Consider the following 11,426-nt stretch of genomic DNA (forward strand, 5'->3'; position numbering starts at 1 on the left):
GTCCTGCCGTCGGAATGGGCAGGGACATCAAGAACGGTACCGCGAACCCGGCCGGTGACTCGACGGGGTTTTCTCCCCCGTCCGGCGCTCCGGACGAGCCCGGGTGGACCGGTGCCGTGTCCGGGGGCGCACCCCCGGACACGCCCGCGCCGGCCGGCGGGGAGCAAGCCCCACCGGCCGGCGGCAGACCGCGGCCGTTACGCCCGCGGCTTCTCGCGCATCTCGTACGTCGCGATGACGTCGTCGACCTTGATGTCGTTGAAGTTTCCGAGGTTGATACCACCCTCGTAGCCTTCGCGGATCTCGGTGACGTCGTCCTTGAAGCGACGCAGACCCTCGATGTTGAGGTTCTCCGCGATGACCTTGCCGTCGCGGATGAGGCGGGCCTTGGTGTTGCGGCGCACCTCGCCGGAGCGGATGAGCACACCCGCGATGTTGCCCAGCTTGGACGAACGGAAGACCTCGCGGATCTCCGCCGTGCCGAGCTCGACCTCCTCGTACTCCGGCTTGAGCATGCCCTTGAGGGCCGCCTCGATCTCCTCGATCGCCTGGTAGATGACCGAGTAGTACCGGACGTCCACGCCCTCGCGCTCGGCCATCTGCGCCGCGCGGCCGGCCGCGCGGACGTTGAAGCCGATGACGATGGCGTCCGAGCCCATGGCCAGGTCGATGTCCGACTCCGTGACCGCACCGACGCCGCGGTGCAGGACGCGGATGTCGACCTCTTCGCCGACGTCCAGCTGGAGCAGCGAGGACTCGAGGGCCTCGACCGAACCGGAAGCGTCACCCTTGATGATCAGGTTCAGCTGCTGGACCTCGCCGGCCTTGAGCACCTTGTCCAGGTCCTCGAGGGACACACGGCGCGTGCGCTTGGCGAAGGCCGCGTTGCGCTCACGGGCAGCGCGCTTCTCCGCGATCTGACGGGCCGTACGGTCCTCGTCCACCACGATGAAGTTGTCGCCCGCACCCGGGACGTTGGTCAGGCCCAGGACCTGGACCGGCGTCGACGGGCCGGCCTCGGCCACGTTGTTGCCGTTGTCGTCGAGCATCGCCCGGACGCGGCCGTACGCGTCGCCGACCACCATCGTGTCGCCGACCCGCAGCGTGCCTCGCTGGACGAGCACCGTCGCCACGGCACCACGGCCGCGGTCGAGGCGGGACTCGATCGAGATGCCCTGCGCGTCCTGGTTCGGGTTGGCCCGCAGGTCGAGCGAGGCGTCCGCCGTGAGGACGACGGCCTCGAGGAGGCTGTCGATGTGCAGACCCTGCTTGGCGGAGATGTCGACGAACATGGTGTCGCCGCCGTACTCCTCGGCCACCAGGCCGTACTCGGTCAGCTGACCGCGCACCTTGGTCGGGTCGGCACCCTCGACGTCGATCTTGTTGACCGCGACCACGATCGGCACGTCGGCCGCCTTGGCGTGGTTCAGCGCCTCGACCGTCTGCGGCATGACGCCGTCGTTGGCCGCGACGACCAGGATCGCGATGTCGGTCGACTTCGCACCACGGGCACGCATGGCGGTGAACGCCTCGTGACCCGGGGTGTCGATGAAGGTGATCTTGCGCTCTTCGGCGTTGACCTCGGTCGCGACCTGGTAGGCACCGATGTGCTGGGTGATGCCGCCGGCCTCGCCCGCGATGACGTTCGTCTTGCGGATGGCGTCGAGCAGCCGGGTCTTACCGTGGTCGACGTGACCCATGACGGTCACGACCGGCGGACGGACGACCAGGTCCTCCTCGGTGCCCTCGTCCTCGCCGAACTCCAGGTCGAAGGACTCGAGCAGCTCGCGGTCCTCCTCCTCGGGGCTGACGATCTGAACCGTGTAGTTCATCTCGTCGGCGAGGAGCTGCAGCGTCTCGTCGGAGACGGACTGCGTGGCCGTGACCATCTCGCCCAGGTTCATCATGACCGCGACGAGCGACGCCGGGTTGGCGTTGATCTTCTCCGCGAAGTCGGTGAGCGAAGCACCGCGCGACAGGCGAATGGTCTCGCCGTTGCCGCGAGGCAGCATCACACCGCCGACCGACGGGGCCTGCATGGCCTCGTACTCCTGACGGCGCTGCCGCTTCGACTTGCGGCCGCGACGCGCGGGACCACCGGGACGACCGAAGGCGCCCTGCGTGCCACCACGGCCACCCGGACCACCGGGACGACCGCCGAAGCCGGGACGGCCACCGCCGCCACCGGGACCACCCGGACGGCCGGCGAAACCGCCGCCGCCACCACCGGGACCGCCGGGACGGCCGGCGAAGCCGCCGCCACCACCGGGACGACCCGCGAAGCCGGGACGGCCACCGCCGCCACCGGGACGACCGCCGCCGCCACCGGGACCACGGCCACCGGGACCGCCGCCGCCCGGACGCGGACCCGCGGCGGGACGCTGCGGCATCATGCCCGGGTTCGGACGCGGGCCGCCGGGACGCGGGGCACCGCCCTGCGGACGGGGCATGCCGCCCGGCGTCGGACGGGGACCGCCCGGAGCCTGCGGACGGGGACCGCCACCGGCCGCGCCCTGCGGACGGGGGCCGCCCTGGCCGCCGCCCTGCGGACGCGGCGCGCCGGGCGCACCGGGACCGCCGGGACGTGGAGCACCGCCCGGACGGGGCGCCTGCGGGCGCGCCATGCCGGTGGAGCCGCCGGAGGTGAAGGGGTTGTTGCCCGGACGGGGACCGGCCGGACGGGAACCCGGACGGCCCTGGCCGCCGGGACGCGGGGCCTGACCGCCCGGACGCGGAGCGCCGGGACGCGCGGCCTGGCCGCCGCCCTGGCCCTGCCCCTGACCGGGGGCCGGACGGCCGCCGGGCTTGGGGGCGCCGGGACGGGCACCCGAACGCTGCGCCGGGGCGGCCGGAGCCGCCGGCGGTGCCGTGAACTCGGGCGCGGCCGGGGCCGGGGCCGCCGGGGCGGGACGCGGCGCGGGGCGCGGGCCCGGCGTCGGGCGCGGACCCGGGGTCGCCGGGGCCTCGGTGCGCTCGGCCGCGGCGGGCTTGGGCGCCGCCGGACGCGGAGCGGCCGGACGGGCGGCCTGCGCCGGAGAGGGGGCACCCGGCTTCGCCGGGGACGCCTTGCGGGGGGTGGACTTGCCGCCGTTGCCCTGCTGGAGGGCATCGGTCAGCTTGCGTACTACGGGCGCCTCGATCGTCGAGGACGCCGATCGGACGAATTCACCGAGTTCCTGGAGCTTGGCCATGACGACCTTGCTCTCGACACCGAACTCCTTGGCGAGTTCGTAGACCCGGACCTTAGCCACTTCGCTCCTTTGAGGTCCGGGTTGCGGCCGGACCGTCGCTAGTTCATGGGCGTACTCATCGCGTACTCATCGAGTGCTCATCGCAATCTCGACCTGCTTTCGACTCGCGAGGTACCAGCCGCACGGGGTTCCGCGCGGACGTCTTCCTTGCCGTGTTGCCTGCCCGGCCCGACGGCCGAGCGGGCAGCGGGCTGCCTTTCAGCAACCTTGTGCCTGCTCGACGTACTGGCGCAACGCCATTACGTCGAGCGGTCCCGGGGCGCGCAGCGCCCGCGGAAACGCCCGGCGGCGTACCGCCTGGTCGAGACAGACCAGGGCGGGGTGTACGTACGCACCCCGGCCGGGCAGCGTACCGCGAGGATCGGGGACGCATTCACCCTCGACCGCCACGGTCCGCAACAGTTCGTCCTTGGCCGCTCGCTCCCGACACCCCACACAGGTGCGTTCAGGGCGTAGGCGGGCACGCGTCCGGCCAGACACTCCTCAGTCTACCTCCCCGCAGCAACCTCACCCCTTCGGGGCAAGGATCGAACATCGCTGCGTATGAACCTGTCGTGATCTGAGCGTTCCGCGGCCCGGATCCATTCCCCACTCCCGGGTGAACTCCGGGGAGCGTCAGTCGGCCGCCTGCTCCGTGTCCGGGCGGATGTCGATGCGCCATCCGGTGAGCCGGGCCGCGAGCCGGGCGTTCTGCCCCTCCTTGCCGATCGCCAGCGACAGCTGGTAGTCCGGCACCGTCACCCGGGCCGACCGGGCCGCCAGGTCGACGACCTCGACCTTGGAGACGCGGGCCGGGGACAGCGCGTTGGCGACCATCTCGGCCGGGTCGTCCGACCAGTCGACGATGTCGATCTTCTCGCCGTTCAGCTCGCCCATCACGCTGCGCACCCGGCCGCCCATGGGCCCGATGCAGGCGCCCTTGGCGTTCAGGCCCGCACGGGTGGAGCGGACGGCGATCTTGGTGCGGTGACCGGCCTCGCGGGCGATCGCGGCGATCTCGACGGAGCCGTCGGCGATCTCCGGGACCTCCAGCGCGAAGAGCTTCTTCACCAGGTTGGGGTGGGTGCGGGAGAGCGTCACCGACGGCCCGCGCACGCCCTTGGCCACCCGGACCACGTAGCTGCGCAGCCGCATCCCGTGGGGATAGGTCTCGCCCGGCACCTGCTCCTGCACCGGCAGGATGGCCTCCAGCTTGCCGATGTCGACCAGCACGTTCTTCGGGTCGCGGCCCTGCTGCACCACACCGGTGACGATGTCGCCCTCGCGGCCGGCGTACTCGCCGAGCGTCGCGTCGTCCTCGGCGTCGCGCAGCCGCTGCAGGATCACCTGCTTGGCGGTGGTGGCGGCGATACGGCCGAAGCCGGACGGGGTGTCGTCGAACTCCCGGGGCTCCTGACCCTCCTCGAGGTCCTCGGGCTCCTCCTTCGCCCACACGGTCACGTGCCCGGTCTGCCGGTCGAGCTCCACGCGCGCGTGGCGGCGGCTTCCCTCGGTGCGGTGATAGGCGATGAGGAGGGCCGACTCGATCGCCTCGACCAGCAGGTCGAAGGAGATCTCCTTCTCCCGGACCAGGCCCCGCAGGGCGCTCATGTCGATGTCCACGGCTACGCCTCCTCTTCCTTCTTGTCCTTGCGGCTGAACTCGACCTGCACACGTGCCCGGTCCACGTCGGGGAAGGCAAGTCTGCGGGTGGTGGCCTTGCGGCCCTTGACTCCGGGCACTTCGAGGTCGAGGCCTTCGTCGTCGACCTGCAGAATCCTGGCCACCAGTTCGTCGCCCCCGGCCAGCTGGAACTTCACCAGCCGGCCCGTGGCACGCACGTAGTGCCGGTGTTCCGTGAGGAGGCGCTCCGCGCCCGGGGTGCCGACCTCGAGGGTGTACTCGCCCTCGCCCATCGCGTCCGTGTCGTCGAGCGTCGCCGAGAGCGCGCGGCTCACATCGGCGATCTGGTCCAGGTCGGCCCCGCTGTCGGAGTCGACGACGACGCGCAGCACACGCTTGCGTCCTACGGAGTCCACGGCGATCTCTTCGAGATCCAGGCCCTGGGATGCGACGAGCGGTTCCAGCAGTTCCCGCAGCCTCTCGCTCTGGGTGGTGCTCATCCGGGTGACTCCTCGGCCGCGTGTGCTGTTGTGGGATGGTCGCGTGTCTGGTGAAAGGGTATCCGGTCCCAAGGGGTGTTGCCGTCCACCTGGTCAGGGGTGGTGCCGCTGATCGGTGCCCGGTGGGGGCGCGGGTACGGTGATCATGCGCGAGCCGCCTGTGCCGGCCCGCCGGGTTTCCGTACGCACTCCCCGAGGACGTCTGCCGTGCCGTTTTCGTCAGCCTCGCGCGCCCTCCTGGGGCCGCGCAGAAGGAGTCTGCTCGCCTCCGCGGCGGGGGCCGCCCTGCTCGTGGGCTGCTCCGCCGGATCCGACGCGTCCGGCGACGGCCCGTCGCCGGACGACCGGGCACGGGCGCGTGCCGCCCGGGACAGCCAGGCGCTGGTGGAGCGGTACGACGCCGTGATCGCCGCGCATCCGGCGCTGGCGGCACGGCTGCGGCCGCTGCGGGCCGAGGTGGCGGCCCACCGGGACGCCTTCGGCGGTGCCGCGACGGCGTCCCCGGGGGCCGGGGAGTCCCGCGCGGCGGCCGGGCCGCGGCCCTCCGCCGGAGCCACGGCGGAGGACGGGGACGGGGCGTCCTCCCCCGCCGCCGCGCCGTCCGCCTCGGTGCCGGGCGCGACGGGCGTCCCGAGCGTGCCGGGCGACGCGAAGGAGGCTCTGGCGCAGCTCGCCGCCGCCGAGCGGTCGCTCGCGGACCGGCGGGCCCGGGCGCTGCTGGGGGTACCCGGGGAGCTGGCCCGGCTGCTGGCCTCGGTGGCGGCGGCCGGGGCGGCGCACGCCTATCTGCTGACCGAGGGCGACCGATGAGCGGGGCGAGCCCGCCGACGGAGGGTGACCGATGAGCGAGGCGAAGGAACAGCGCGTACGGGCACTCCAGGCCGCGCTCGCCGCGGAGCACGCCGCCGTGTACGGCTACGGCGTCGTCGGCGGGCGGATCGGCGAGGGGCGGCGCACGGAGGCACGGGCGGCGTACGACGCCCACCGGGCGCGGCGGGACGCGCTCGCGCGCGAGGTGCGCGACCTGGGCGGCCGTCCGGTGGCCGCGGCCGCCGCGTACGCGCTGCCGTTCGCGGTACCGGACGCGCCGGCGGCGGCCCGGTTCGCCGCCGAACTGGAGGAACGTGTCGCCGCGGTGTACTCGGACCTGGTGCGGGCCACCGAGGGCGGGCGGCGGGGCGAGGCGGCCGGGGCGCTGCGGGAGGCGGCGGTCCGGGCGGTGCGCTGGCGCGGGGGGAGCGTAGCCTTCCCTGGTCTCGCCGAGCGGGCCGGCACCGCCACGGCATCGGCCGCGCCGACCGGGTGACACCGGCGATGGAACGCAGGCTCACGGCTCGCTCACGGCGCAGGACGGAGACAGGAGGCGCCCTCGGCGCACGGTGACAGGGAACGCGGTCCACGAAGGGATTGACTCGCGCATGGCTTTCGAACCGCCGCAGCGTCTGGTGCGGGCACTCGGTGAGACGGCACCGGACGGTGACGACTGGCTGGAGAAGCTGCCCGAGCTGGCGCAGCAGGCCGTCGCGCAGCGCGAGTTGAGCGTCGAGCGGGTGCAGGTGCCCGGGGGGCGCAGCAGCCTGGTCGTGCTGGTGCGCACGGCGGACGGGACGCCGGCGGTGCTCAAGCTGGCCCCGCCCCGGACCCGTCCGGAGAGCGAGCGGGCGGCGCTGGCGTACTGGGGCGGGCGGGGTGCCGTACAGCTTCTGGAGCCCGGCCCGCCGTCCGGCCCCGGCGCGGAGGACGCCTCGGGCGCCGGGGGGGCGCTGCTCCTGGAGCGGCTGCATCCGGACGTGTCGGTGCGGTCGCTGCCGGAGGCGAAGGCGCTGCTGGAGGCGGCGGGCACGCTGCGGCGGCTGTGGATCGAGCCGCCGGGCCCGCATCCCTTCGAGACCGTCGCCGGGCGGACCGGGCGGCAGGCCCGGGCGATGCGTGCGAGCGCCGACGCGGACGCCGCCGTGGCGCCGCTGGTCGACGCGGCGCTCACGGCCCGCGAGGAACTGCTGGCCGCGCCGCCGGAGCACCTGCTGCTGCACGGCACCTTCCGGCAGAGCAAGGTCCTCGCCGGGGACCGGATGCCGTGGCTGGCGGTGGGCCCCGACCCGGTGGTCGGCGAGTGCGCCTTCGACCTGGCGCGGCTGGTGCGGGACCGCGTGGAGGACCTCATCGCCTCGCCGTCGGGCGCCGCGACGACCCGGCGGCGGATCAAGCGGCTCGCGGAGTCCCTGGAGGTGGACCAGGAGCGGCTGCGGGGCTGGACCCTGTTCCGTGCCGTGGAGTCCGGCGTCCGCGCGGGCCGCGTGGGCCGCCCCCAGGACGCCGAACTGCTGCTGGAGTTCGCGACCTGGCTGTGAGCCGCCGCCGGGGCCGGGCGGCGACCCGCCCTGCGGCGCCGGGTCGGCGAACGCGGCTCCGCGGGTGGCCACGGCGGAGCCGCCCGCCCAGCCCGGGCCGTTGCGGGCAGCCGGTCAGGACGGCCGGCGGCCCGGGGAGCCGCGCCGGTCACGACGTGGGCGGCAGGCGGGTCAGGACGCCGACGTGAGGCGGGTGATCGCTTCCTCGACGGGGAGTTCCTCCCGCTCGCCGGTGCGGCGGTCCTTCAGTTCGACGACGCCCTCGGCCGCGCGCCGGCCCGCGACCAGGATCTGGGGTACGCCGATGAGTTCGGCGTCCGTGAACTTCACGCCCGGGGAGACGCCGGCGCGGTCGTCGACCAGGACGCGGACGCCGGCGGCGGCCAGCTTCTGCGAGACCTCGAGGGCCAGCTCGGTCTGGAGCGCCTTGCCCGCGGCGACCACGTGCACGTCGGCCGGGGCGACCTCCCGCGACCAGACCAGGCCCTTCTCGTCGGCGTGCTGCTCGGCGAGGGCCGCGACCGCGCGGGAGACGCCGATGCCGTAGGAGCCCATGGTGACCCGGACCGGCTTGCCGTTCTGGCCGAGGACGTCGAGCTTGAGGGCGTCGGTGTACTTGCGGCCCAGCTGGAAGATGTGGCCGATCTCGATGGCGCGGTCCAGCTTGAGGCCGGAACCGCACTTCGGGCAGGGGTCGCCCTCCTGGACGACCACCACGTCGACGTACTCGCCGACCTCGAAGTCGCGGCCCACGACCACGTTCTTCGCGTGCGTGTGCTCCTTGTTGGCGCCCGTGATCCAGGCGGTTCCCGGCGCCACGCGCGGGTCGGCGATGTACCTGACCTTCTCCAGGCCCTGCGGGCCGACGTAGCCGCGGACCAGGTCGGGGCGGCCGGTGAAGTCCTCGGCGGTGACCAGCTCGACGGCGGCCGGGGCGAAGTGCGCCTCGACCTTGTCCATGTCGACCTCGCGGTCGCCGGGCACGCCCACGGCGACGATCTCGCCGTCGACCTTGACCAGCAGGTTCTTCAGGGTGGCGGAGGCCGGGACACCGAGCGAGGCGGCCAGCGTCTCGATGGTGGGGGTGTCCGGGGTCGGGATGTCCTCGGCCGCGGGCACGCCGGAGGCGTCGACCGGCTTCAGCTCGTAGCCGACCGCCTCCGTGTTGGCGGCGAAGTCGCAGTTCGGGCAGTCCGCGAAGGTGTCCTCGCCGGCGCCGGCCGGGGCGAGGAACTCCTCGGACTTGGAACCGCCCATCGCGCCCGCGGTGGCCGCGCAGATCCGGTAGTCCAGGCCGAGGCGCTCGAAGATGCGCTGGTAGGCCTGGCGGTGCAGGGCGTAGGACTCGGCCAGGCCCTCGTCGGCGGTGTCGAAGGAGTAGGAGTCCTTCATCAGGAACTCGCGGCCGCGCAGGATGCCCGCGCGGGGCCGGGCCTCGTCGCGGAACTTCGTCTGGATCTGGTAGAGGATCACCGGCAGGTCCTTGTAGGAGGACGCCTGGTCCTTCACCAGCAGGGTGAAGATCTCCTCGTGGGTGGGGCCGAGCAGGTAGTCGCCGCCCTTGCGGTCCTGCAGGCGGAACAGCTCGGGGCCGTACTCGTCCCAGCGGCCGGTCGCGTCGTAGGGCTCGCGCGGCAGGAGGGCGGGCAGCAGGACCTCCTGGGCGCCGATGGCGTCCATCTCCTCGCGGACGATCCGCTCCACGTTGGACAGGACCTTCTTGCCGAGCGGCAGCCAGCTCCAGATCCCGGCGGCGGTGCGGCGGACGTAGCCCGCGCGGACGAGCAGCTTGTGGCTGAGGACCTCGGCGTCCGCCGGGTCGTCGCGCAGCGTCTTCGCCATCAACTGGGACATGCGCTGGACCGGTGCGTTCGCCATGGTTCTCGTACTCCTGCCGATCGGGTCCCCCGCTCGGGCGCGACCGGGAACGGGGGAAGGTGATGGCTAGGAGGTTAGCCGGGCTTGCCGTGCCGGTGGAAATCGGTTATCGGCGGCGCAACGGGAGCGGGGCGCCCATCACGGCGTAGGGCATCGGGGCGCTGGGGAACATCACCCGCCGGGCCAGGTCCTCGTAGCCCAGGGAGTGGTAGAGGCCGCGGGCAGGACTGTCGGTGTCGATCGCGGAGAGGATCGAGCGGGGCTCGGTGGCGCTGTCGGTGATGGTGGTGATCAGGGTGCGGCCGACGCCGCGGTTCTGGTACGCCGGATGGACGTGCAGTTCGGTGATCACGAAGGAGCCGTCGAGCCAGTCGTCGTGACCGCGGGCCCGCAGATAGGGCTCGACGACGGTGGACCACCAGTGGGTGCGGTCGTTGGGCATCCCGTAGACGAAGCCGACGAGCCGTCCGTCGGGGGTGGTGGCGCCCAGCGCACGGGCCCCCGGATACGTCATGTGGCGCAGCACGATCTGACGGCGTACGGCGATCTCGTCGGCGCCGAGTCCGAAGGCGACCGCCTGCACGGCGAGCGCCTCGTCGATGCGGCCCGGCAGGTCGAGGGGGCCGATCACGACGTCGTCGGGGCGGCGGTGTCCGTGACCGGGAATGTGGGACATGCCGGGGAGACTACAGGGCCCGCACCGGCCTCAGGACAGCACAGTTGCCCCGCACTAGAACAGAATGCTCATGAACGCGCCGACCTCCTGGAAGCCCACCCGCCGGTACGTCCGCCGCGCCGCGGTGTTGAAGTCGTTGACGTACAGACTCACCACCGGGGCCACGTCGGCCAGCGCGTACCGCAGCACCGCCGCCATCCCGGGGGCCGCGAGGCCTCTCCCCCGGTACTCCGGGGCCACCCACACGCCCTGGATCTGGCAGGCATGGGGGGTCGCCGCGCCGATCTCGGCCTTGAAGACGACCTTGCCGTGCTCGTCGAGGCGGGCGAAGGAGCGGCCGGAGCCGACGAGTTCGGCGACCCGGGCCTGGTAGAGCAGGCCGCCGTCGCCGGCCAGCGGGGAGACCCCGACCTCCTCGGTGAACATCGCCACGCACGCGGGCATGATCGTCTCCAGCTCGTCCTTGCGGATGCGGCGGACGTAGGGATCCGGGGCGACGTCGGAAGACAGGCGGTCGGTGACCATCAGCGGCTGGTGGGAGCGGATCTCGCGGGCCGGGCCCCAGGAGGGCTCCAGCAGCCGCCACAGTTCCGCGGTGGGCTCGGCGGGGCCGACGATCGAGGAGCAGCGGCGGCCGGCCCGCCGGGCCCGGTCGGCGAAGGCGCGGATGGCGCGGGGCGTGGCGCAGATGGGGACCAGGTTGGCGCCCGCGTAGCACAGGGACGTGAGCATGCCGTCCTCGTACCAGCCCCACATCTCGCCGCCGAGCCGCCACGGATCCAGCCCGGCGACCTGCACGCGGGACGACACGAAAGCGTTCGCGACCGGCTCGCGGTCGAGGACGGCGAGCGCGGCGTCCAGGTCGCTCGGTTCGAGCACCCGTGAGGTGGTCTGGGTCAACACGTGCGGGGCCTCACGCTGGGGATTCGCTGGTCCCCGCACTGTACCTGCCGGATCCGGGCGGCGCCGCCCCCTCGGGGGCGCCCCGGGGAGAGGGCCGCGGAGACGGCGGCGGGCGGGGTGGAGACCGTGGTCAGCCCGCGACGGAGACGGAGGGCTCGCCGGAGACGGCTCCGCCGTGCTCCATCTGCGCGGCCAGTTTCATGGCCTCCTCGATCAGGGTCTCCACGATCTTCGACTCCGGAACGGTCTTGATGACCTCGCCCTT

Annotated in this window: 10 protein-coding genes and 1 pseudogene; 3 read left to right on the plus strand and 8 right to left on the minus strand. The window is 73.4% G+C overall.

Annotated elements, in window-relative coordinates:
* Positions 1–197 precede the first annotated feature (197 nt).
* The 4 genes from infB to rimP all read right to left on the minus strand — a co-directional run bounded on the left by infB (position 198) and on the right by rimP (position 5,353).
* Positions 198–3,251 (minus strand): translation initiation factor IF-2, encoded by a 3,054-nt coding sequence (infB, locus tag ACF1A5_RS32610; protein ID WP_392196480.1) that lies wholly within the window; start codon positions 3,249–3,251, stop codon positions 198–200.
* A 198-nt stretch (positions 3,252–3,449) separates the two neighbouring features.
* The gene (locus tag ACF1A5_RS32615; protein ID WP_392196481.1) at positions 3,450–3,731 is read right to left on the minus strand and encodes a YlxR family protein; all 282 of its coding nucleotides are present in this window, start codon (positions 3,729–3,731) and stop codon (positions 3,450–3,452) included.
* 135 nt (positions 3,732–3,866) lie between these two features.
* Positions 3,867–4,853: a transcription termination factor NusA gene (gene nusA / locus ACF1A5_RS32620; RefSeq protein WP_392196482.1), complete on the minus strand. Its 987-nt coding sequence runs from the start codon at positions 4,851–4,853 to the stop codon at positions 3,867–3,869.
* 2 nt (positions 4,854–4,855) lie between these two features.
* A complete protein-coding gene (gene rimP, locus ACF1A5_RS32625; RefSeq protein ID WP_392196483.1) occupies positions 4,856–5,353 on the minus strand; it encodes a ribosome maturation factor RimP in 498 nt (165 codons plus the stop codon).
* Positions 5,354–5,560: 207 nt separating this feature from the next.
* On the opposite strand from rimP, the gene ACF1A5_RS32630 reads away from it, so the two are divergent.
* From ACF1A5_RS32630 to ACF1A5_RS32640, 3 genes are all read left to right on the plus strand, one after another.
* The gene (locus tag ACF1A5_RS32630) at positions 5,561–6,163 is read left to right on the plus strand and encodes a hypothetical protein (RefSeq protein ID WP_392196484.1); all 603 of its coding nucleotides are present in this window, start codon (positions 5,561–5,563) and stop codon (positions 6,161–6,163) included.
* A 31-nt stretch (positions 6,164–6,194) separates the two neighbouring features.
* Positions 6,195–6,659 carry a ferritin-like domain-containing protein gene (locus tag ACF1A5_RS32635; RefSeq protein ID WP_392196485.1) on the plus strand — a complete coding sequence of 155 codons (465 nt, stop codon included), beginning with the start codon at positions 6,195–6,197 and terminating at the stop codon, positions 6,657–6,659.
* A gap of 112 nt (positions 6,660–6,771) precedes the next feature.
* The gene (locus ACF1A5_RS32640) at positions 6,772–7,704 is read left to right on the plus strand and encodes an aminoglycoside phosphotransferase family protein (RefSeq protein WP_392196486.1); all 933 of its coding nucleotides are present in this window, start codon (positions 6,772–6,774) and stop codon (positions 7,702–7,704) included.
* A gap of 171 nt (positions 7,705–7,875) precedes the next feature.
* On the opposite strand, the gene ACF1A5_RS32645 is transcribed toward ACF1A5_RS32640, so the two are convergent.
* From ACF1A5_RS32645 to ACF1A5_RS32660, 4 genes and pseudogenes are all read right to left on the minus strand, one after another.
* Positions 7,876–9,582 (minus strand): proline--tRNA ligase, encoded by a 1,707-nt coding sequence (locus ACF1A5_RS32645; protein WP_392196487.1) that lies wholly within the window; start codon positions 9,580–9,582, stop codon positions 7,876–7,878.
* 106 nt (positions 9,583–9,688) lie between these two features.
* Positions 9,689–10,258 carry a GNAT family N-acetyltransferase gene (locus tag ACF1A5_RS32650; protein WP_392196488.1) on the minus strand — a complete coding sequence of 190 codons (570 nt, stop codon included), beginning with the start codon at positions 10,256–10,258 and terminating at the stop codon, positions 9,689–9,691.
* Positions 10,259–10,312: 54 nt separating this feature from the next.
* Positions 10,313–11,161 carry a GNAT family N-acetyltransferase gene (locus tag ACF1A5_RS32655; protein ID WP_392196489.1) on the minus strand — a complete coding sequence of 283 codons (849 nt, stop codon included), beginning with the start codon at positions 11,159–11,161 and terminating at the stop codon, positions 10,313–10,315.
* A gap of 130 nt (positions 11,162–11,291) precedes the next feature.
* Positions 11,292–11,426, minus strand: a pseudogene (locus ACF1A5_RS32660) (4-hydroxy-3-methylbut-2-en-1-yl diphosphate synthase); the annotation flags it as partial.

The organism is Streptomyces sp. NPDC014864 (genome assembly GCF_043081525.1).
Taxonomy (GTDB): Bacteria; Actinomycetota; Actinomycetes; order Streptomycetales; family Streptomycetaceae; genus Streptomyces.